This window comes from Bradyrhizobium sp. USDA 4502 (assembly GCF_054063355.1).
Genome location: NZ_JBSSGF010000001.1, coordinates 940,353 through 960,187 on the forward strand (window position 1 = coordinate 940,353; position 19,835 = coordinate 960,187).

Annotated in this window: 20 protein-coding genes; 14 read left to right on the forward strand and 6 right to left on the reverse strand. The window is 65.2% G+C overall.

The features are described 5' to 3' along the window. The first annotated feature begins 66 nt into the window (after positions 1–66). From phnD to phnE (ACVW1B_RS04220), 3 genes are all read left to right on the forward strand, one after another. Entirely contained in the window at positions 67–999 is a 933-nt protein-coding gene (gene phnD, locus ACVW1B_RS04210; protein WP_057018814.1) for a phosphonate ABC transporter substrate-binding protein, read from the forward strand. Between the two features lie 83 nt (positions 1,000–1,082). Continuing rightward, a complete protein-coding gene (gene phnE / locus ACVW1B_RS04215; RefSeq protein ID WP_050387861.1) occupies positions 1,083–1,967 on the forward strand; it encodes a phosphonate ABC transporter, permease protein PhnE in 885 nt (294 codons plus the stop codon). Next, positions 1,964–2,812: a phosphonate ABC transporter, permease protein PhnE gene (gene phnE / locus ACVW1B_RS04220; RefSeq protein WP_057018812.1), complete on the forward strand. Its 849-nt coding sequence runs from the start codon at positions 1,964–1,966 to the stop codon at positions 2,810–2,812. The genes phnE (ACVW1B_RS04215) and phnE (ACVW1B_RS04220) overlap by 4 nt, the downstream gene beginning before the upstream one ends. Positions 2,813–2,947: 135 nt before the next feature. Here the strand turns inward: phnE (ACVW1B_RS04220) and phnF are convergent, their stop codons facing one another. Next, positions 2,948–3,673: a phosphonate metabolism transcriptional regulator PhnF gene (phnF, locus tag ACVW1B_RS04225; RefSeq protein ID WP_028334541.1), complete on the reverse strand. Its 726-nt coding sequence runs from the start codon at positions 3,671–3,673 to the stop codon at positions 2,948–2,950. Between the two features lie 116 nt (positions 3,674–3,789). Between phnF and phnG the strand changes: the two genes are divergently transcribed. The 9 genes from phnG (at position 3,790) to ACVW1B_RS04270 (ending at position 10,795) form a co-directional block, all read left to right on the forward strand. After that, positions 3,790–4,251, forward strand: coding sequence for a phosphonate C-P lyase system protein PhnG (gene phnG, locus ACVW1B_RS04230; RefSeq protein WP_456821210.1), 462 nt, complete (start codon positions 3,790–3,792; stop codon positions 4,249–4,251). Between the two features lie 4 nt (positions 4,252–4,255). Further along, the gene (gene phnH / locus ACVW1B_RS04235) at positions 4,256–4,864 is read left to right on the forward strand and encodes a phosphonate C-P lyase system protein PhnH (RefSeq protein ID WP_076829005.1); all 609 of its coding nucleotides are present in this window, start codon (positions 4,256–4,258) and stop codon (positions 4,862–4,864) included. A gap of 3 nt (positions 4,865–4,867) precedes the next feature. Next, positions 4,868–5,971, forward strand: coding sequence for a carbon-phosphorus lyase complex subunit PhnI (locus ACVW1B_RS04240; protein WP_057015440.1), 1,104 nt, complete (start codon positions 4,868–4,870; stop codon positions 5,969–5,971). Further along, the gene (locus tag ACVW1B_RS04245) at positions 5,968–6,852 is read left to right on the forward strand and encodes an alpha-D-ribose 1-methylphosphonate 5-phosphate C-P-lyase PhnJ (protein WP_016846424.1); all 885 of its coding nucleotides are present in this window, start codon (positions 5,968–5,970) and stop codon (positions 6,850–6,852) included. The genes ACVW1B_RS04240 and ACVW1B_RS04245 overlap by 4 nt, the downstream gene beginning before the upstream one ends. Next, positions 6,845–7,642 (forward strand): phosphonate C-P lyase system protein PhnK, encoded by a 798-nt coding sequence (gene phnK, locus ACVW1B_RS04250; protein WP_028339544.1) that lies wholly within the window; start codon positions 6,845–6,847, stop codon positions 7,640–7,642. Before ACVW1B_RS04245 ends, phnK begins: the two co-directional genes overlap by 8 nt. A gap of 8 nt (positions 7,643–7,650) precedes the next feature. Next, complete coding sequence (gene phnL, locus ACVW1B_RS04255; RefSeq protein ID WP_225646316.1) at positions 7,651–8,349, forward strand: phosphonate C-P lyase system protein PhnL; 699 nt, start codon at positions 7,651–7,653, stop codon at positions 8,347–8,349. A 13-nt stretch (positions 8,350–8,362) separates the two neighbouring features. Next, positions 8,363–9,517, forward strand: coding sequence for an alpha-D-ribose 1-methylphosphonate 5-triphosphate diphosphatase (locus tag ACVW1B_RS04260; RefSeq protein ID WP_253603166.1), 1,155 nt, complete (start codon positions 8,363–8,365; stop codon positions 9,515–9,517). Then, on the forward strand, positions 9,514–10,107 hold the full coding sequence (phnN, locus tag ACVW1B_RS04265) for a phosphonate metabolism protein/1,5-bisphosphokinase (PRPP-forming) PhnN (RefSeq protein ID WP_253603164.1): 594 nt from the start codon (positions 9,514–9,516) through the stop codon (positions 10,105–10,107). Before ACVW1B_RS04260 ends, phnN begins: the two co-directional genes overlap by 4 nt. Positions 10,108–10,183: 76 nt before the next feature. Next, complete coding sequence (locus tag ACVW1B_RS04270; RefSeq protein WP_253603162.1) at positions 10,184–10,795, forward strand: pyridoxamine 5'-phosphate oxidase family protein; 612 nt, start codon at positions 10,184–10,186, stop codon at positions 10,793–10,795. A gap of 136 nt (positions 10,796–10,931) precedes the next feature. On the opposite strand, the gene ACVW1B_RS04275 is transcribed toward ACVW1B_RS04270, so the two are convergent. Then, positions 10,932–12,656, reverse strand: coding sequence for a SulP family inorganic anion transporter (locus ACVW1B_RS04275; RefSeq protein WP_253603160.1), 1,725 nt, complete (start codon positions 12,654–12,656; stop codon positions 10,932–10,934). A gap of 69 nt (positions 12,657–12,725) precedes the next feature. Then, a complete protein-coding gene (locus ACVW1B_RS04280) occupies positions 12,726–13,325 on the reverse strand; it encodes a TetR/AcrR family transcriptional regulator (RefSeq protein WP_050387852.1) in 600 nt (199 codons plus the stop codon). 204 nt (positions 13,326–13,529) lie between these two features. Here ACVW1B_RS04280 and ACVW1B_RS04285 point away from each other — a divergent pair, with 204 nt between their 5' ends. After that, complete coding sequence (locus tag ACVW1B_RS04285; RefSeq protein WP_253603158.1) at positions 13,530–14,774, forward strand: efflux RND transporter periplasmic adaptor subunit; 1,245 nt, start codon at positions 13,530–13,532, stop codon at positions 14,772–14,774. 23 nt (positions 14,775–14,797) lie between these two features. Next, positions 14,798–17,980, forward strand: a complete 3,183-nt coding sequence (locus ACVW1B_RS04290) for an efflux RND transporter permease subunit (protein ID WP_456821211.1) — start codon at positions 14,798–14,800, stop codon at positions 17,978–17,980. Between the two features lie 38 nt (positions 17,981–18,018). On the opposite strand, the gene ACVW1B_RS04295 is transcribed toward ACVW1B_RS04290, so the two are convergent. The 3 genes from ACVW1B_RS04295 to ACVW1B_RS04305 all read right to left on the reverse strand — a co-directional run bounded on the left by ACVW1B_RS04295 (position 18,019) and on the right by ACVW1B_RS04305 (position 19,810). Continuing rightward, positions 18,019–18,237 carry a hypothetical protein gene (locus ACVW1B_RS04295; protein WP_168857210.1) on the reverse strand — a complete coding sequence of 73 codons (219 nt, stop codon included), beginning with the start codon at positions 18,235–18,237 and terminating at the stop codon, positions 18,019–18,021. Between the two features lie 216 nt (positions 18,238–18,453). Beyond that, positions 18,454–19,254, reverse strand: a complete 801-nt coding sequence (locus tag ACVW1B_RS04300; RefSeq protein ID WP_253603156.1) for an SDR family NAD(P)-dependent oxidoreductase — start codon at positions 19,252–19,254, stop codon at positions 18,454–18,456. A gap of 1 nt (position 19,255) precedes the next feature. Further along, complete coding sequence (locus ACVW1B_RS04305) at positions 19,256–19,810, reverse strand: carboxymuconolactone decarboxylase family protein (RefSeq protein WP_253603155.1); 555 nt, start codon at positions 19,808–19,810, stop codon at positions 19,256–19,258. Positions 19,811–19,835 lie beyond the last annotated feature (25 nt).

The following is a 19,835-nucleotide window of genomic DNA, read 5'->3' on the forward strand; positions in this document are numbered from 1 at the left end:
TTCAATCTGGGAGGCCGGGCATTTTGCCCGGCCAACAGGTGCAACTACAACAAAAGAGGGGTAGTCATGTTCACTCGTCGCATCATTCTGGCTGGCGCCGCCGCGCTGGCATTTGCCGGTTCGGCCTCCGCGCAGGACTGGAAGGCAAAGTATCCGGAGCTCACCTTCGCGGTGGTGCCGGCCGAGAACGCCTCCGGCGTCACCGAGCGCTGGACGCCGTTCGTGGCGTATCTGTCGAAGGAGCTCGGCGTGAAGGTCACACTGCGCATCGCCAACGACTACGCGGCCGTCATCGAAGGCCAGCGCGCCGGCAACATCCAGATCGCCAGCTACGGCTCGGCCTCGTTCTCTCGCGCGCGCTTGACCGGCGTCAAGACCGACGCGTTCGCCAACGATATGAACGCCGACGGTTCGACCGGCTATTACTCGGTGTTCTTCGTCAAGGCGTCGAGCCCGTACAAGACCGTCGAGGACCTGAAGGGCAAGAATCTCGGCCTGGTCGATCCGAACTCGACGTCCGGCAACAACGTGCCGCGCTTCGAACTGAACAAGATGGGCATCGCGAACGCCGAAGGCTTTTTCGGCAAGGTCGTGTTCACCGGCAGCCACGAGAACGCCGTCCTGGCGCTGTCGCAGGGAACCGTTGATGTGGCCGCTAACCAGTGGACCAACGAGGACGATTCCACGCTCGCCCAGATGCTGACCAAGGGCATGCTGAAGAATGCCGACGGCTCGGCGATGAAGAAGGATGATTTCCGCATCATCCACAAGTCGGCGCTGATCATCAACGGCCCCTATGCGTACAACACCGATCTTCCGGAGGACCTGAAGGCCGCGATCGCAAAGGCCTTCTTCGACGCCCCGACCAAGGACAAGGCCGCCTTCGACCGTCTGTCCGACGGTCAGAAGAAGGGCTTCCATCCCGCCACCACCAAGGATTGGGACGGCACCATCGAGCTGATCAAGTTCGTCGACGGTTTGCGAAAGAAGGCGAGCTGATCGCACGCCTGACGTCACGAGGGTCGGGCGTATAGCCCGGCCCTTTCTCTCCACTCAACTCCGAACCGGACTGGCACGCGTCGATGGCGACCGCCGTATCCATTCTTCCAGCGCAGCAACTGGCGACGCTGGAGGACGCCTACCGCAAGTCCGTCGCACGCAAGCGGTTGAAGGCCGCGCTGGCAACGGCGGCATTCTGTGCGGTGCTGGTGATCGCGGCGTTCGGCGCGGAAGTGAACCTGCGCACGCTGTTCACCTATTTCGGCAATTTCGTCAGCTATTTCGATCGCATCCTGACGCTGGATTCCGGCGCGCGGGTCTGGACCGATCCCGCCGAATGGTTCTGGGGTTGGCATAAGTGGCTGAAGATGCTCGGCGAGACGATCCTGATCAGCTATGTCGGCACGCTGACGGGTGCGGTGCTCGCCTTCGCGCTCAATTTCTTCGCGGCCCAGAATACGTCGCCGGGCCCATGGGTACGTTTCACGATCCGCCGCCTGCTGGAATTCGCGCGCACCGTCCCCGGCATCGTGTTCGCGCTGATCTTCGTGATCGCGTTCGGCCTCGGGCCGATGGCCGGCGTGCTGGCGATCGCGATCCACACCACCGGGGCGCTCGGCAAGCTGTTCGCCGAGATCGTCGAGAATGCCGACATGAAGCCGGTCGAGGGCATCCGCTCCACCGGCGCGAGCTGGCTGTCCTGCATGCGCTTTGCCGTGCTGCCGCAGGTCTCGGCCGGCTATGCCAGCTATGCGCTGCTGCGCTTCGAGATCAACGTCCGCGAGGCGTCGGTGATGGGCTTCGTCGGCGCCGGCGGCATCGGCCAGGAGCTGGTGGTCGCGATCCGCAAGTTCTACTATTCCGACGTCAGCGCCATCCTCATCACCATCATCGTCACCGTCTTCATCATCGACATCTCGACCGGCTGGCTGCGCGGCCGGCTGTTCGGCAAGGAGACCCGTCGATGAGCCAGATGCCGAGGCCGGACACCGCGGAACTGCGCGCGAAGTACCCCGACGTCTTCGAACGTCCCACATCGGCACGGCTGGCGATGCCGGCCATGATCGTGGCGGCGCTCGCGATCTTCGTGTTCGGACTGGTTGATCTCGATTTCTCGCCGTCCAGGCTGATCGCGGGCCTCGGCCAGCTCGGCTGGATCACCATGCTGATGCTCCCGCCGAATCCGGGCTCGTCGTTCCCGCTCTACATGCAGGCGCTCGGCGAGACGCTGTCGATCGCGGTGCTCGGCACCACGCTTGCCGCGGTTTTGGCACTCCCGGTCAGCCTGCTGGCGGCGCGCAACATCATCCCCTCGAACCTGATCCGCTTTCCGGTGCGCCGCTTCCTGGACTCGATCCGCGGCGTCGATACGCTGATCTGGGCGCTGGTCTGGATCAACGTCGTCGGCCTCGGTCCGTTCGCCGGCGTGCTGGCGATCATGGTGTCGGACTTCGGTGCGTTCGGAAAGCTGTTCTCGGAGGCGATCGAGGCCGCGGATCGCAAGCAGGTCGAGGGTATCCGCGCGTCCGGCGGCAATGCGCTGCACGAGATTCGCTTCGGCCTGCTGCCGCAGGTGTTGCCCGTGATCGCCGGGCAGGTGCTCTACTTCATCGAGTCGAACACGCGTTCGGCGACCATCATCGGCATCGTCGGCGCGGGCGGCATCGGCTTGCAGCTTGCCGAACAGATCCGCGTGCTGGAATGGCAGAAAGTATCGTTCCTGATCCTGATGATCCTGATCGCGGTTGCCGCGATCGACTTCATCTCGAGCAAGCTGCGCTTTGCGATCATCGGGCAAAGGGCGGTGGTATAGAAAGTTACCTCGCCCCGGGGAGAGGTCGGATTGCGCAGCAATCCGGGTGAGGGGTGTTTCCCCGCACTCATATTTATCCGCTTTGTGGAGGCGGCCCCTCTCCCCGCAAGAGCGGGGCGAGGGAGCAGAAGCACGTCAGCCGTTCTCGACCAGAAACTCCACGCGCTCGGCGGCGAAGCGCGAGCGCTTGGTCACCAGCGGCTGGTCCAGCATGTCGACGTCGGTGGCGTCGACCACCAGCACCGGCCGTCCCAGCGGCAGGTCGAGCCGCGCGGCGTCGGTCGCATCGACGATCGCCGCGGTGATCCGGGTCGAGGCGCGGTGGTAGTCCTTGACGCCGTAATGCCCGAGCAGCTTCGTCATCGAGCGGACGTTGGCGAACACGCTGCCGGCATCGGGAAACCGCTCGGCCGACAGCCAGGTGGTGGAGACGCAGATCGGCGTCCGGTCGGCGAGCCGCACCGCTTCGATCCGGATCAGCGGCGCACCGATCTTCAGGCCGAGCTCGCGCGCAATCTCGCGATTGGCGGTGTCGCTGCTCGCATCGATCAGCTGGCCGCGCGGCTCGTGACCGCCGGCGCCGACGATCTCGGAAAATCGCGTGCGTGAGCGCAAGGGATAGGCGAGGCGCTGGGCTTCGACATAGGTGCCGCTACCGCGTTCCGCGCGCACCAGGCCGCGCTCCGCCAATGCGGCGAGCGCCCGCCGCACGGTGTGCCGGTTGACCCGGTACGTCTCGGCGATCTCCATCTCGCCGGGCAGCTTTTCGCCGGCGGCGAAGCGGCCGTCAGCGATGCCGCGCTCGATGCCGTCGGCGACCTGCCGCCACAAGGCGACGCCGGAACTTTCCTGCATGCTCATGGCGCGGTGATACCAGAAATCTTTGGTTTGTCACGAAACAGTCATGGCGCTCCGCTATCAAGTTGTCTAGTATCATAGACAACTTGATGCAAGCAAGGTTGCCCAAAGGTTTGCCCATGAGTTCGACCGGACCAAACAGCAAACAGGCCCAGCGCAAGGCCGCGATGACGGTGCTGGCGCACGCCGCCGCTGCTGATATCGCCGGCAGGCTGGCGGCGATCGCGGTGCCCGCGCATGAGAACCTGCGTGAGCCGGAAAACGGCCTTGTGATGCTGCGTGGGCGGATCGGCGGCGACGGTGCGCCGTTCAATCTCGGCGAGGCGACGGTGTCGCGCGCGGCGGTGCGGCTTGCGACCGGCGAGGTCGGCTTCGGCTACACGCTCGGCCGCGACGCGCGGAAGGCGCAGATGATCGCGCTGTGCGATGCCATGGTGCAGTCGGCGGAACTGTCCGGCGAGGTGGAGGTCAAGGTGATCGCGCCGCTGCGCGTCGCCATGAACGCCGAACGCGGCCGCAAGGCGGCGGAAACCGCGGCGACGCGGGTCGATTTCTACACGATGGTGCGCGATGAGGGATGATGCAATGACGACGATTGCCGAAATGCCCGCGGGCTTTGCCGACAAGGTGCTGTCGGCGCAATCGACTTTCCGTTCCGTGATGGATGCGATGGCGCGCCCGGGCAGCGTGCAGCGCGTCGCCGCGAGCGTCGGAACGCCCGCCGGCATGATGCGCGGCTCGGCCGCGATCGCGCTGACGCTGTTCGATCACGACACGCCGATCTGGCTTGACGCTGCGATGTCGGCGACGCCGGACGTCGCCCGCTGGCTGAAGTTTCACGCCAGCGCGCCGGTGGTGGCCGATTCCTCGATCGCGAGCTTCGCTTTGATCGGCGATGCCGCGAGCCTGCCGGCGCTCGATCGCTTCGCATTCGGCAGCAGCGAATATCCTGACCGGTCGACCACGCTGATCCTGCAGGTCGACAGCCTGTCGCAGGGGCCGGCCTTCGAGCTGAAAGGGCCCGGCATCGACGGCAGCGCCGTGCTGCAGGCGATGATCAAGCCGCGCGACCTGTTCCAGCGGCTTGCGATCAACGAAGCCCTGTTCCCGCGCGGCATCGATGTCGTGCTGGTCCATGACGATGCCATTGTGGCGATCCCGCGCACCACGCGGCTGATCGCAAGCGGAGTGTGAGCGATGTATGTAGCCGTCAAGGGAGGCGAGCGCGCCATCGAGAACGCCCATCGTCTGCTCGCGCATGAGCGGCGCGGCGACCGCGAGGTGCCCGAGGTGACGCTGGCACAGATTTCCGAGCAACTCGCGCTCGGCGTCGATCGCGTGATGACCGAAGGTTCGCTCTACGACCGCGAGCTCGCGGCGCTCGCGATCAAGCAGGCGCGCGGCGACATGATCGAGGCGATCTTCCTGGTCCGCGCCTTCCGTGCCACGCTGCCGCGCTTTGGCGCCACCGAGCCGGTCAACACCGGCGAGATGCAGGTGCGGCGGCGGATCTCCTCGACCTTCAAGGACGTTCCGGGCGGCCAGATCCTGGGGCCGACCTTCGACTACACCCATCGCCTGCTCGATCCGCAGCTCGCGGAAGGCTTTGTGCCGGAGCAGCCGGCGACCGCGGAGGCCTCGCAGGCCGCCACGCCGCGGGTGACCGACATTCTCGGCCGTGACGGTCTAATCGAATCCTCGCCGCAGGCAGATTGCGACACGCCGGTCGGCGACCTCACGCGCGAGCCGTTGAGCTTTCCGGCCGATCGCGATTTGCGGCTGCAGAACCTGGCGCGCGGCGATGAGGGCTTCCTGCTCGCGCTCGGCTACTCGACGCAGCGCGGCTACGGTCGCAATCACCCGTTCGCCGGCGAGATCCGCTTCGGCGAGGTCGAGGTCGAGTTCTTCGCCGAGGACGCGGGCTTTGCCGTGCCGCTCGGCTCGATCGAATTGACCGAGTGTCAGATGGTCAACCAGTTCAAGGGCTCGACGACTGAGGCGCCGTGCTTCACCCGCGGCTATGGCCTCGCCTTCGGGCAGAGCGAACGCAAGACCATGTCGATGGCGCTGGTCGATCGCGCGCTGCGTGCGCGTGAGCTCGGCGAGGAGGCGGCGGCGCCGGCGCAGGACGAGGAGTTCGTGATGTCGCACTCCGACAATGTCCAGTCGACCGGCTTCGTCGAGCATCTCAAGTTGCCGCACTATGTCGACTTCCAGTCCGAGCTCGGTCTCTTGCGCAAGCTGCGGCAGGAGTTCGCGGAAGCCAACGAGGCCGTGGAAATGCAGGAGGCCGCGGAATGAACGCGCCGACGTACAATTTCGCCTATCTCGACGAGCAGACCAAGCGGATGATCCGCCGCGCGATCCTCAAGGCGATCGCGATCCCCGGCTATCAGGTGCCGTTTGCGAGCCGCGAGATGCCGATGCCCTATGGCTGGGGCACCGGCGGCGTGCAGGTGACGGCCGCGATCCTCGGTCCCGACGACGTGCTGAAGGTGATCGACCAGGGCTCGGACGACACCACCAACGCGATCTCGATCCGCAAGTTCTTCGGCAAGACCGCGGGTGTCGCGACCACGACCTCGACCACGGACGCGACCGTGATCCAGACCCGGCACCGCATTCCCGAGGCGTCGCTGCATGCCGGGCAGGTGCTGGTCTATCAGGTGCCGATCCCCGAGCCGCTGCGCTTCCTCGAGCCGCGCGAGACCGAGACGCGGCGCATGCACGCGCTCGCCGAATACGGGCTGATGCACGTCAAGCTCTACGAGGACATCGCGCGCTTCGGTCACATCGCCACCGCCTACGCCTATCCGGTGAAGGTGAACGCACGCTACGTGATGGACCCGTCGCCGACGCCGAAATTCGACAATCCGAAGATGGACAATTGCGCGGCGCTGCAGCTGTTCGGCGCCGGCCGCGAGAAGCGCATCTACGCGATCCCGCCCTACACCACCGTGGTGTCGCTGGACTTCGAGGATCACCCGTTCACGCGCTACCGCTTCAACGCGCCCTGCGCGCTGTGCGGCGCCGACAATTCCTATCTCGACGAGATCGTCACCGACGACAAGGGCGGGCGGATGTTCGTCTGCTCCGACACGGACTTCTGCGAGCAGCGCCAGGCCGCCGGCCATCACGGCACCGAGAGCGCAGCGCCGCACAAGGAGAAGGCGCATGTCTGAGCTCTCGAGCCTCGACAACGACGAGCCGTTGCTGGTGGCCGAGGGGCTTGCCAAGAATTACGGCCGGCTTGCGGCCTGCCGCGACGTCTCGTTCGCGCTCTATCCCGGCGAGGTGCTGGCGATCGTCGGCGAGTCCGGCTCGGGCAAGTCGACGCTGCTGCAGCTGCTCTCGGCGCAGCTCGCGCCGAGCGCGGGCCGGGTGTGCTACCGGATGCGCGACGGCGTGCTGCGCGATCTCGCTGAACTCGGCGAGGCCGAGCGGCGCTTCCTGTTTCGCACCGACTGGGGCTTCGTGCACCAGGACCCGGCGCAGGGGCTGCGCATGGGCGTCTCGGCCGGCGCCAATGTCGGCGAGCGGCTGATGGCGGTCGGCTGGAATCATTACGGCCGCATCCGTGACACCGCGTCGACCTGGCTGGAGCGGGTCGAGATCGATACCGGCCGCATCGACGATGCGCCAAAGACCTATTCCGGCGGCATGCGGCAGCGGCTGCAGATCGCCCGCAACCTCGTCACCGAGCCGCGGCTGGTGTTCATGGACGAGCCGACCGGCGGCCTCGACGTCTCGGTGCAGGCCCGCCTGCTCGACCTGATGCGCAACCTCGTCAGCGAGCTCGGGCTTGCCGCGATCGTCGTGACCCACGATCTGGCGGTGGCGCGGTTGCTTTCGCATCGCGTGATGGTGATGAAGGGCGGCCGCGTCATCGAGACCGGCCTCACCGACCAGGTGCTCGACGATCCGCGTGAGCCCTATACGCAGCTGCTCGTTTCCTCGATTCTTCCGCCATGAGCGTGCCAATGACCGCGATGATCGAACTTGCCAACGCCGAGAAGACCTTCACCATGCATCTGCAGGGCGGCGTCGAACTGCCCGTGGTGCGCGGCGTCTCGTTCCACGCCGATCCGGGTGAGTGCGTGGTGCTGTCGGGCCCGTCGGGCGCCGGCAAATCCTCCATCCTGAAGATGATCTTCGGCAACTATCGCTGCGACAGCGGCCGGATCGGCATCCGCCATCACGGCAAGGTTGTCGACCTTGCCACCGCCGAGCCGCGCCAGGTGCTGAGCATCCGCCGCTCGACCATCGGCTATGTCAGCCAGTTCCTGCGCGCCGTGCCGCGGGTGGCGACGATCGACGTCGTCGCCGAGCCTTTGATCGTCAACGGCGTGGCGCGCGAGGAGGCCCGCGCGCGCGCCGGCCAGCTGCTGCGCCGGCTCAACATTCCGGAGCGGCTGTGGACCTTGCCGCCCTCGACCTTCTCCGGCGGCGAGCAGCAGCGCGTCAACATCGCGCGCGGCTTCATCTCGGACCTGCCGATCCTGCTGCTGGACGAGCCGACCGCTTCGCTCGATGCGGCGAATCGCGCCGTGGTGGTCGAGCTGATCGCGGAAAAAAAGACCAAGGGCGTCGCGATGGTCGCGATTGTCCATGACGACGAAATCCGCCATCTGATCGCCGACCGCATCGTCGATGTGACCTCGTTCGCGGCTGCTGCCTGAAGGACCGTTTGAAATGACCGCCAAGCAAGACACCATCATCGGCAACGCCCGGCTGGTCCTCGCCGATCGCGTGATCGAGCAGGGCTGGGTCGCGATCGCTGATGGCAAGATCGCCGAGTTCGGCGAGGGCAGAGCGCCCGAGGCCGCCGAGGATGCCGGCGGCGACCTCCTGATGCCCGGGCTGATCGAGCTGCACACCGATCATCTCGAGATGCACTATGTGCCGCGGCCGAAGGTGTTCTGGAATCCGGTCGCGGCCGTGATCTCCTATGACGGTCAGCTCGCGACCTCAGGCATCACCACGGTGCTGGATTCGCTGCGGGTCTGGCGCGAGGACGGCGCCGAGGATGTCGACGGCCGCGCCGGCGTGCTGGCGGCGGCGATCGCGGCGGCGCGCGAGGAGAATCTGCTGCGCGCCGATCACTTCCTGCATCTGCGCTGCGAGGTCCCGATGCCGGACGTGGTCGCCGAGGCCAAGGAACTGATCGACCGGCCGGACGTGCGGCTGATGTCGCTGATGGACCACACGCCGGGCCAGCGCCAGTTCCGCGACGAGGTGAAGCTGCGCGATTACTATCGCGGCAAGGGCGGCGGCATGACCGACGCCCAGCTCGACGTGCTGTTCGCGCGGCGCTTCGCCTATCAGAAGGAATATGCGGTGGCGAACACCCGCGCGATCGTCGCGCTGGCGCATGAATACAGGATCCCGCTGGCGAGCCATGACGACACCACCGACGAGAACGTGGTCGACGCCGTCAGCGACAAGGTCGCGGTCGCGGAGTTCCCGACCACGATGGAAGCTGCGCGCGGCTTGCACGCCGCCGGCATCGACATCCTGATGGGCGCGCCGAACGTGGTGCGCGGCGGCTCGCACTCCGGCAACATTGCGGCCGTCGATCTCGCCAATGAGGGCATGCTCGATATCCTGTCGTCGGACTACATCCCGTCCAGCCTGCTGATGGCGGCGCTGCAATTGCCGCGGCATGTGCCGGCGATCGATCTTGCTTCCGCCGTGCGCACCGTGACCAAGACGCCGGCCGAAGCGGTCGGGCTCACCGACCGCGGCGAGATCGCGGTCGGCCGGCGCGCTGACCTGATCCGCGTGCATGTCGCGCGCGATCTGCCTGTCGTGCGCAGCGTCTGGCGCGAAGGAGGGAGGGTCGCATGACCGTTGCATCCGTCGTCGCCGACCGGCGCGCCGGAATCGGCCCCGGCCGGCTGATCCTGGTGGTCGGCCCGAGCGGCGCCGGCAAGGATACGCTGCTGGGGTTCGCCAAAGCGGCCTGTGGCGATGATCGCGATGTCGTGTTTCCGCGCCGGCTGATCACCCGCCAGGCCTCGGCGTCGGAGGACAATGAGGAGGTCAGCGCGGAGAGCTTCCAGCGCGCGGTAGCCGCCGGCGACTACGCCATGCACTGGGAAGCGCACGGCCATCGCTACGCGCTGTCGCGGTCGATCAACGACGATATCGGCGCCGGACGCACCGTGATCGCGAACGTCTCGCGCACCGTGATCGCCGCGGCGCGCCGCAACTATGCCAACGCTGTCGTGGTGCTGGTCACGGCGCCGCCCGATGTGCTGGCCGCGCGGCTCGCAATGCGGGCGCGCAGCAGCGACGGTCTTATCGAGCGGCGGCTGGCCCGCACCGTCGACGAGAGCACGTCGACGCCCGATTTCACCATCGTCAATTCCGGCACCGCCGACTATCATGCGCGACAGCTTGTCCGCATCATCAAGGGCGAACGCTGGGACGAATAGAGCGTTTTCCAGCGAGGTGGATACCGGTTCGCGTGAAGAAAACGCGTCGAAAAGGAAGCAGAGGAGAGAAGCACGAATGTCGGTGATCGAAACGGTCGAGCAGCTTGAGGCGATCTACGGCTTCCCGAACGACGCGTCGACCGTGAAGGTCGCCGATCACGTGACGCCGCTCTATCGTGTGCTCATCGAGCAGTCGCCGTTCGTGTCGCTTGCGACCGCAGGCCCCGAAGGGCTCGATTGCTCGCCGCGCGGCGACCTGCCGGGCTTCGTGCGCATCCATGATGCGAAGACGCTGATGATGCCGGATCGCCGAGGCAACAATCGCTGCGATTCGCTGCGCAACATCGTTCGCGATCCCCGCGTCGGTTTGCTGTTCCTGATTCCGGGCTCAGGCAGCACGCTGCGCGTCAACGGCCGCGCTTATGTCACGGCCGAACCGGAGCTGCTCGCCTCCTTCATGATGGAAGGCAAGGCACCGCGCACGGTGATCGTAATGCATGTGGAGGAGATCTATTTCCAGTGTGCGCGCGCGATCGTGCGCTCCGATCTCTGGAATCCGGACAAGCGGGTCGATCCGAAGGTCTTGCCGACGCCGGGCCAGATCCTCGCCGAGATGAGCGAGCACACGGTCGGCGGCGAAAAATACGATCGGGAATGGCCGGAGCGCGCGCGACAGACGATGTGGTGATGCGCCCGGACGGCTGGGAAGCATGATCCGGAAAAGTGCGAAGCGGTTTTCCCTGCGACAAACGCGAAGCGTTTGCGCGGAGATCATGCTCAAACAAAAGCGCTTATAGCGCGCTGACGATTGAACCCATCGCGCCTTAGGCTTCAGCCCGGTCTTCCCAGTCCTCCCAGGTCACGTCAGCATTGATCTCGAGGTAGCGCGCAACGGCAACGCCGATGGTGGGGAAGAAGTTATTCTCGCCGAGTTGCGCCAGCAGGCCGAATTTCTTCAGCTTGTCCTTGACGGGGTCCTTGAGCTCGGCAAAGCACAGCTCGATCTTCTGTGCGTGCAACGCCTCGTCCAACTCGGCGAGAATATCGCCCGCGGTCACGTCCACGCTGGTGACGGGCTCGGCCGTGACCACCAGCCAGCGCACCGGCGTCGGAGATTTCGCCACCGCATCCAGCGCACGTTCCTTGAAGAACTCGGCATTGGCAAAGAACAGCGGCGCATCCCACCGGAACAGCACCAGTCCGGGGATCTGGCGTGCGTCCGGATATCGCGTGATGTCGTGATAGCCCTTCACGCCGGAGGCGCGGCCCAGCACGGCGGAATGCGGCCGCCAGCCGTCCCACAGGAATTCGACGATGGCGAGCACGATGGCGAGGCCTATTCCGGGAATCACCCCCAGCACGGCCACGCCGACGAAGCAGACCATCGATAGCCAGAACTCCCACTGCTGAATGCGGTAGATTCGCCTGAGGTCGCCGATCTCAAACAGGCCGAGCGCAGCGGCGATGACGACGGCGGCCAACGCGGCGTTGGGCAAGTGCTGCAGCAAATTCGGCGCTATCAGCAGCAGGAAGGCGATGGCCAGCGCGCCGATGACGCTGGTCAATTGCGTGCGCGCTCCGGCAGCTTCCGCAACGGGCGTTCGCGATCCGCTGCTGCTGATCGGAAAACCCTGAAAGAAGCCGGCCGCCAGATTGGCCGCGCCGAGCCCCACCATCTCCTGGTTGGGATCAACGCGATCGCCCAATCGTCCTGCATAGGCGCGCGACAGGACGCTGGTATCGGCGAACGACACCAGCGCGACGGCGCTGCCGCCGATCAGCACCTGCACGATGTCGCCATAGCCGATCCGGGGAATGGCGAATCCTGGTAAGCCCTGGGGAAGCGAACCCAGGACCGTCACGCCGAAGCGGGCCCCGAGATCGAGAACCCCGGTGACGACCGTCGCGGCGACGACGGCAATGAGAATGCTGGGCAACCGCTTGTTCCGGGCGAGCAGCAGGATCACCGCCAGCGTCGCAAGGCCGATCCCGAGGGTCGCCCAATTCGTCTTTCCGTCGACGATTGCTCCGATGACCGCCCAGAGGCTGCGCAGAGGTCCATCGCCTTCAATGGAAAAGCCGAACAGCTTTGGCAGCTGGCTGATCAGCACGGTCAGGGCAATGCCGTTCATGTAGCCGTAGCGGATCGGCTTGGAGAGAAGCTCGGTCAGGAATCCCAGCCGCGCGATACCCGCGACGATGCATATCGTCCCGGAGACGACCGCCATCATGGCGGCCAGGGTTGCCGCACGCATCGGATCGCCGCCAGACAGCGGAACGACGACGCCGAGGATGATGGCCGCAAGCGCCGAGTCCGGCCCAAGGACAAGGATGCGGCTCGGCCCGAGCAGGGCGTAGACGAGCAGCGGGATGATCGTCGCATAGAGCCCGTAGATGCCGGGCAGGCCGGACGCCTCCGCATAGGCGATGCCGACCGGGACCAGCATGGTCGCGAGCACCAGCCCGGCGACGATGTCGTGTGGAAGCCACGCCGCTTGATATCGACGCAGCGTGGTGAGACCCGGCAGCCAGCCGGTCCAATGCTTCATCGCCGGTCACTCCCAACGTCGTTGGGGCCGCAGGCGCTTGACGTGAACCGCTCTACCCCTTCAACCGCTCTACCCCTTCGCCTGCTCATCAAACGCCTTCAGCGACACCGCTGCAATCTCGCGCAGCGCGTTGCGGTCGGCGCCCGAGGAAGCCATCACGCACATGCCTGATGTCACCGCGGAGAGATAGCGGGCAAGGGTGGCCGGATCGGCGCTTTCGCCCAGGTCGCGTTCGGCCTTCGCGCGGACAAAACGCTCGTGCAATTGGTCCTCCGTTCGGGTGCGGCGCGCTGCCAGTTCAAATGGAACATTCTCCGAGCCGGTGCCGCAGGCAAGGCCGCCCTGGACCAGCAGGCAGCCGGGCGGGTTGGCGGGATCGGTCTGGGCGTCCGCGTGCTCCATCAGAAATCGTTCGGCCACCTCTCGGGCGGTGGAGGCGCCCAAAACCTTTTCCATCCAGGCGTCGCGCTTCTCGGTGTAGCGGTCGAGCGCGGCCTTCAGCAGACCCTCCTTGCTGCCAAAGGCGGCATAGAGGCTGGGCGGATTGATATTCATCGCCTCGGTGAGCTGCGCGATCGTCGCGCCCTCGTAACCATGGCGCCAGAACACATCCATGGCCTGGTCCAAAGCGGCGTCCGCGTCGAAAGCGCGGGGGCGTCCCATTCCCATTTTTCGTTGCTCCGTAAGCCGGGTGCCGTTTCTATGACGGATTGTCCCTGGCTTATCCTCTTGTTGCACGTGATGTTTTTCCGCGACTTCCCATTTCCCCATGAATGAGATAAGAAATTCATAGTGCTCGATACATAAGTATCTTGCGAACCGGCGTCCAGCTCCACATCTGTAGCGAACACTACAGATATCTGGAGCGCGTGAATGCCTTCGTCAATCCAAAATCCCCGTTCCGGCCGCTTCCGACGTGTCGTCGGCGGTATCGTGATCCTTGGCGCCCTCGCGGTGGCCGGTTCGATCGCGACCGGCCACTATTTTCATGCCGCACAGGCGACCGCGACTGCCGCGGCTCCCGAGCCGGCGGTCCCGGTCACCGTTGCCGTGATCCAGCCGCGGCCGACCACGCTGTTCGATGACTTCTCGGGCCGGCTCGAAGCCGTCGACCGGGTTCAGCTCCGGCCGCGGGTGGCGGGCGCGATCCTTTCGACCAACTTCACCGAGGGCGCGCTGGTGAAGTCCGGCGACATCCTGTTCAAGATCGACCCCGCGCCCTACGCCGCCGAGGTCGATCGCGCCCAGGCGCAGCTCGAGGCCGCCAAGGCCCGCGTCGTGTTCACCACGAGCGAAGTCGAGCGCGGCGCGCAGCTGGTTGGCAACAACATCGTGACCAGGCGCGATTTCGACCAGCGCGACAATGCCAATCGCGAGGCAGTCGCCAACGTCAAGGCCGCCGAGGCCGCGCTGCAGACGGCCAAACTCAATCTCGACTACACCGAGGTGCGGGCGCCGGTCGACGGCCGGGTCGGCAGGATCGAGGTCACCGTCGGCAATCTCGTCGCCGCCGGCACATCCTCGCCGGTCCTGACCTCGCTGGTCTCGGTCAATCCGATCTATGCGAGCTTCGACGCCGACGAGGAAGTCGTGCTGCGCGCGCTGAACTCGATCGCGGATGCCTCCGGCAAGCGCGGCAATCTCGACCAGATTCCGGTCGACATGGTGACGTCGGGCGGCCTCAGCGCCAAGGGGCACATCCAGCTCATCGACAACCAGGTCAACGGGCAGAGCGGCACCATCCGAGTCCGCGCCGTGTTCAAGAACGATGACGGCCGATTGATCCCGGGGCAATTCGCCCGCGTGCGCATGGGCCAGCCCAAGCAGCAGACGCTGGTGCTGATCGACGAGCGCGCCGTCGGCACCGACCAGGACAAGAAGTTCGTCATGCTGGTCGGCGACGACAGCCGCGCGGTCTATCGCTCCGTCACGCTCGGCGGCGCGGTCGATGGCCTGCGGATCGTCACCGCCGGCCTGAAATCCGGCGACCGCATCGTCGTCAACGGCCTGCAGCGCGTGCGTCCCGGCGCACTCCTGAAGATGGAAGTCGCCGAAATGGGCGCGCGCGGCATGCAGCAGGCATCCACTGAAACCAACCAGCACGTCGTGCAGCGCTAGGCGCTGCACGCGGGGGCGGAGCCATGAATCTCTCAAAATTCTTTATCGACCGGCCGATCTTCGCCGGCGTGCTTTCGATCCTGATCTTCCTGGCCGGCCTGATCTCGCTGCTGGCGATGCCGATCTCGGAATATCCCGACGTGGTGCCGCCGTCGGTCGTGGTGCGCGCGACCTATCCCGGCGCCAATCCGAAGGTGATCGCCGAGACGGTCGCGACCCCGATCGAGGAGCAGATCAACGGCGTCGAAGGCATGCTCTATATGTCGAGCCAGGCGACCACCGACGGCGCGATGACGCTGACGGTGACGTTCCGGCTCGGCACCGACCCCGACAAGGCGACCCAACTGGTGCAGAACCGCGTGCAGCAGGCCGAGCCGCGCCTGCCGGCCGTGGTGCGCCAGCTCGGCATCATCACCAAAAAGAGCTCGCCCGACCTCACCATGGTCGTGCATCTGCTGTCCCCGAACAACCGCTATGACATGACGTATCTGCGCAACTACGCGGTGCTCAACGTCAAGGACCGGCTGGCGCGGATCGACGGCGTCGGCGACGTCCAGCTCTATGGCGCCGGCGACTATTCGATGCGGGTCTGGGTCGACCCGCAGAAGGCCGCCGAGCATTCGCTGACCGCGAGCGACGTCGTGCGCGCGATCCAGGCCCAGAACGTCGAGGCCGCCGCCGGCGTGGTCGGCTCCTCGCCCAGCGTCAAGGGCATCGACCTCCAGCTCTCCGTCAACGCCGAGGGACGGCTCTCGACCGAGGAGCAGTTCGGCGACATCGTGGTGAAGACGGGTTCGGCAGGCGAGGTGGTGCGGCTGCGCGACGTCGCGCGGGTCGAGCTCGGCGCCTCCGAATACGGCCTGCGCTCGCTGCTCGACAACAAGCAGGCGGTCGCGATCCCGATCTTCCAGGCGCCGGGGTCGAATGCGCTGGAGATCTCCGACCATGTCCGTGCCACGATGGCCGAGATCAAGAAGAACATGCCGGAAGGCGTGTCCTACCAGATCGTCTACGATCCGACCCAATTCGTGCGTTCGTCGATCGAGGCTGTCATCCACACGCTGCTCGAGGCGGTCGCCCTCGTCGTGCTGGTCGTGATCCTGTTCCTGCAGACCTGGCGCGCCTCGATCATCCCATTGATCGCGGTCCCGGTGTCGATCGTCGGCACCTTCGCGGTGATGCATGTGTTCGGCTTCTCGATCAACGCGCTCAGTCTGTTCGGCCTGGTGCTGGCGATCGGCATCGTGGTCGACGACGCCATCGTCGTGGTCGAGAACGTCGAGCGCAACATCGAGTCCGGCTTGTCGCCGCGCGATGCCACCAACCAGGCGATGCGCGAAGTGTCCGGCCCGATCATAGCGATCGCGCTGGTCCTGATCGCGGTGTTCGTGCCGCTGGCCTTCATCTCCGGCCTCACCGGACAGTTCTACAAGCAGTTCGCGCTGACCATCGCGATCTCGACCGTGATCTCAGCGATCAACTCGCTGACGTTGTCGCCGGCGCTGTCGGCGCTGCTGCTGAAGGGGCATCACGAGCCGAAGGACTGGCTGACCCGGATCATGGAAAGGTCGCTTGGCTGGTTCTTCCGCGGCTTCAACAAGGTCTTCACCAAGTCCTCCGAGAACTACGGCCACACCGTCACCAAGGTGATCTACGGCAAGGCCGTGGTTATCGGCCTCTATGTGCTGCTGATCGGCCTGACCGGCGTGCTGTTCAAGCAGGTGCCGAGCGGCTTCGTGCCGGGCCAGGACAAGCAGTATCTGGTCGGCTTTGCGCGGCTGCCCGATGGCGCGACGCTCGACCGCACCGAGGAAGTGATCCGCAAGATGAGCGACATCGCGCTGACCCAGCCCGGCGTCGAAAGCTCGGTGGCGTTCCCCGGCCTGTCGATCTCCGGCTTCACCAACTCCTCCAACGCCGGCATCGTGTTCTCGACCTTGAAGCCGTTCGACGAGCGCAAGGATCCCTCGCTCAGCGGTCCGGCGATCGCGGCGGCGCTCAACAAGAAATATGCCGGCATCCAGGACGCCTTCATCGCCATGTTCCCGCCGCCGCCGGTCAACGGCCTCGGCACCATCGGCGGCTTCAAGCTGCAGATCGAGGACCGCGCCGGCCTCGGCTATGAAGCACTGAACGACGCGACCAAGGCGTTCATGGCGGCGATGCAGAAGGCGCCGGAAATTGCCGGCGTGTTCTCGAGCTTCCAGGTCAACGTGCCGCAGTTGTTCGCCGATATCGACCGCACCAAGGCACTCCAGCTCGGCGTGCCCGTCACGGAGGTCTTCAACACGCTGCAGATCTATCTCGGCTCCTACTATGTGAACGACTTCAACAAATTCGGCCGCACCTACTCGGTCTATGTGCAGGCCGACGCGCCGTTCCGCGCGCGTGCCGACGACATCAGGCAGTTGAAGGTGCGCTCGTCGTCGGGCGACATGGTGCCGCTGTCGGCGTTGCTGAAGGTCCGCCAGAGCGCGGGTCCGGAACGCGCGATCCGCTACAACGGCTTCCTGTCGTCGGACATCAACGCGGCTGCCGCGCCGGGCTATTCCTCCGGCCAGGCCCAGGAGGCGGCGACGCGGATCGCGGCCGAAGTGCTGCCGCCCGGATTCGCTTTCGAATGGACCGACCTGACCTATCAGGAGTTCATCGCCGGCAACTCCGGAATCTGGGTGTTTCCGCTGGCGATCCTCCTGGTGTTCCTGGTGCTCGCCGCGCTCTATGAGAGCCTGGCGCTGCCGCTCTCGATCATCATGATCGTGCCGATGGGGCTCTTGGCCGCGATGTTCGGGGTCTGGCTGTCGAAGGGCGACAACAACGTCTTCACCCAGATCGGCCTGATCGTGCTGGTCGGATTGTCGGCCAAGAACGCCATCCTGATCGTCGAGTTCGCGCGCGAGCTCGAATTCGCCGGGCGGTCACCGATCCGTGCCGCGATCGAGGCGAGTCGCTTAAGGCTGCGACCGATTCTGATGACGTCGATGGCCTTCATCATGGGCGTGCTGCCGCTGGTGCTGTCGACCGGCGCGGGCTCGGAGATGCGGCGCGCGATGGGCGTTGCGGTGTTCTCCGGCATGATCGGCGTCACGGTGTTCGGCCTGTTCCTAACGCCGGTGTTCTACGTGCTGCTGCGCAGCCTCACCGGGATGAAGCCGCTGACGCAGCACGGCGAGACGACCATCCCTGGAAAAGCACACGCGGCATGATGCCGCGTGTGTAAGCTTGATGTCAGCTTCGAACGGAATCAGGCTGCGATATCGAGCAGCAACAGTGACGAACCGCGGACCAGCACCTTGCGGCCCGCGGGCGTCAGCTCAAACGAGTCTCCTCGCACCGCAACATAGCCGAGCGTGATCAGGCTCTCGACGGCAAACCGGTTCAGCCGGGTAGGGTTTGCTGCGGGAGCCCGCAGCGCTTTCAGCGCATCCCATTGATCGGGTCTGAGTTCGAATTCTTCGCTCATCGGTCCAGGCACTCCAGAAGTTCTTGGCGTGCGAGATACAGAGCGCAGATGAATTTCGTGCGACCACAACGAGTCAGGATTTCGATTTATGTGGACGCGTCGTCACATCGCTGTGTCATTGGAATACTTCAATTTTTTCGAATCATTGCGGCGCAATGACGCGTGATTTCGTCACAGTGATTAATCCCAAATTGTCACACGGGTTAACCGTCTCGATTAACCGCGCCGCACGCTTGCGCCACCATCGACCGGCAACGTGACACCGGTCACGAAGTTCGCTTCATCGGAGGCGAGAAACAGCGCGGCATTGGCGACGTCCCAGCCGGTGCCCATCTTGTGACGCAGGGGCACCTTGCTGTCACGCTCGGCCTCGACCTCGGCGCGGCTCTTCTTGAATTCGCGGGCGCGGGTGTCCACCGCCATCGGCGTGTTCATCAATCCCGGCAGGATCACGTTTGCGCGAATGCCATATTGCGCATTCTGGTAGGCGAGCTGTTCGGTGAAGGCGATCATCGCCGACTTGGTCGCCTTGTAGGCGACGTAAGGATAGGTCGTGATCGCGGCCATCGACGAGATGTTGATGATCGAGCCGCGCTGCTGCGTGCGCATGATCGGGATCACATGCTTGGCGGCCAGGATGCAGCTCTTCAGATTGATCGCCACGCAGCGATCGAACGCCTCCTCTGTTATGTCCAGCAGTTCGGCGTCGCCGCCGGAGAGGCTGACGCCGACATTGTTGTGCAGGATGTCGACGCTGCCCCAGCGGCCATGTGCATCCGCCACCATCGCCTTGATGTCGGCATTTTTGGTGACATCGGCCTTGAAGGCGACTGAAGTGCCGCCCTTGGCCGCGATCAGGTCGACGGTTTCCTGCGCCGATGCCAGATTGTGATCGACGCACAGCACCCTGGCGCCTTCGCGCGCGAAGGTCAGCGCGGTGGCGCGGCCGTTGCCGATGCCCTCGCCGGGGCTTTGGCCGGCACCCACGACGATGGCGACGCGATCTTGCAGGCGCATCTTACTTCACTCTCTGTAGCGGGTACTGCTGCAGTACCTCCTTGTAGTGAGGCTCGTTGTCGATCTGCATGGTGGCGAGCACCCGCACCACCGCGCAGTAGAACGCAATCGTCAGCACGAGGTCGGTCATGTGCTCGTCGGACAGCTCGCGCTTAATCTCGGCGAAGGTCGCCTCCGACATCGCGAGCCCGCGCACCATCTCGCGGGCGCCCTTGAGGATCGCTTTCGCCATCGGCTCGAGCTTCGACGGCTGGCCTTTGGTCTCCGCGATCAGGCTCTGGATATCCTCGTCGGTGACGCCGAACTCCTTGCCGATCTTCACATGGTGGGTGAATTCGTATTCCGACTGCTCGAGCCAGCCGACCTGCAGGATCGCGAGTTCGCGTAAGCGCGGATCAAGCTTGCTCTTGAAGCGGATATAGCCGCCGACGCCGTTGAAAGCGCGCGCCATGTCCGGCGAGTTCACCAGCAGCTTGTGCAGATTGGTGTTGCGCTTGAGCATGTCGCGATATTCGGGGGCGACCTGATCGGCTTCGAGATAGGGCAGGCGGGCCATTGTTGTTGTCCTTTTTTCGGCGGCT

What these genes read in the sequence shown, in the direction of transcription:
- phnD (WP_057018814.1), top strand. Translation starts at nt 67, where the DNA reads ATGTTCACTCGTCGCATCATTCTGGCTGGCGCCGCCGCGCTGGCATTT.
- phnE (WP_050387861.1), top strand. Translation starts at nt 1,083, where the DNA reads ATGGCGACCGCCGTATCCATTCTTCCAGCGCAGCAACTGGCGACGCTG.
- phnE (WP_057018812.1), top strand. Translation starts at nt 1,964, where the DNA reads ATGAGCCAGATGCCGAGGCCGGACACCGCGGAACTGCGCGCGAAGTAC.
- phnF (WP_028334541.1), bottom strand. Translation starts at nt 3,673, where the DNA reads ATGAGCATGCAGGAAAGTTCCGGCGTCGCCTTGTGGCGGCAGGTCGCC.
- phnG (WP_456821210.1), top strand. Translation starts at nt 3,790, where the DNA reads ATGAGTTCGACCGGACCAAACAGCAAACAGGCCCAGCGCAAGGCCGCG.
- phnH (WP_076829005.1), top strand. Translation starts at nt 4,256, where the DNA reads ATGACGACGATTGCCGAAATGCCCGCGGGCTTTGCCGACAAGGTGCTG.
- ACVW1B_RS04240 (WP_057015440.1), top strand. Translation starts at nt 4,868, where the DNA reads ATGTATGTAGCCGTCAAGGGAGGCGAGCGCGCCATCGAGAACGCCCAT.
- ACVW1B_RS04245 (WP_016846424.1), top strand. Translation starts at nt 5,968, where the DNA reads ATGAACGCGCCGACGTACAATTTCGCCTATCTCGACGAGCAGACCAAG.
- phnK (WP_028339544.1), top strand. Translation starts at nt 6,845, where the DNA reads ATGTCTGAGCTCTCGAGCCTCGACAACGACGAGCCGTTGCTGGTGGCC.
- phnL (WP_225646316.1), top strand. Translation starts at nt 7,651, where the DNA reads ATGACCGCGATGATCGAACTTGCCAACGCCGAGAAGACCTTCACCATG.
- ACVW1B_RS04260 (WP_253603166.1), top strand. Translation starts at nt 8,363, where the DNA reads ATGACCGCCAAGCAAGACACCATCATCGGCAACGCCCGGCTGGTCCTC.
- phnN (WP_253603164.1), top strand. Translation starts at nt 9,514, where the DNA reads ATGACCGTTGCATCCGTCGTCGCCGACCGGCGCGCCGGAATCGGCCCC.
- ACVW1B_RS04270 (WP_253603162.1), top strand. Translation starts at nt 10,184, where the DNA reads ATGTCGGTGATCGAAACGGTCGAGCAGCTTGAGGCGATCTACGGCTTC.
- ACVW1B_RS04275 (WP_253603160.1), bottom strand. Translation starts at nt 12,656, where the DNA reads ATGAAGCATTGGACCGGCTGGCTGCCGGGTCTCACCACGCTGCGTCGA.
- ACVW1B_RS04280 (WP_050387852.1), bottom strand. Translation starts at nt 13,325, where the DNA reads ATGGGAATGGGACGCCCCCGCGCTTTCGACGCGGACGCCGCTTTGGAC.
- ACVW1B_RS04285 (WP_253603158.1), top strand. Translation starts at nt 13,530, where the DNA reads ATGCCTTCGTCAATCCAAAATCCCCGTTCCGGCCGCTTCCGACGTGTC.
- ACVW1B_RS04290 (WP_456821211.1), top strand. Translation starts at nt 14,798, where the DNA reads ATGAATCTCTCAAAATTCTTTATCGACCGGCCGATCTTCGCCGGCGTG.
- ACVW1B_RS04295 (WP_168857210.1), bottom strand. Translation starts at nt 18,237, where the DNA reads ATGAGCGAAGAATTCGAACTCAGACCCGATCAATGGGATGCGCTGAAA.
- ACVW1B_RS04300 (WP_253603156.1), bottom strand. Translation starts at nt 19,254, where the DNA reads ATGCGCCTGCAAGATCGCGTCGCCATCGTCGTGGGTGCCGGCCAAAGC.
- ACVW1B_RS04305 (WP_253603155.1), bottom strand. Translation starts at nt 19,810, where the DNA reads ATGGCCCGCCTGCCCTATCTCGAAGCCGATCAGGTCGCCCCCGAATAT.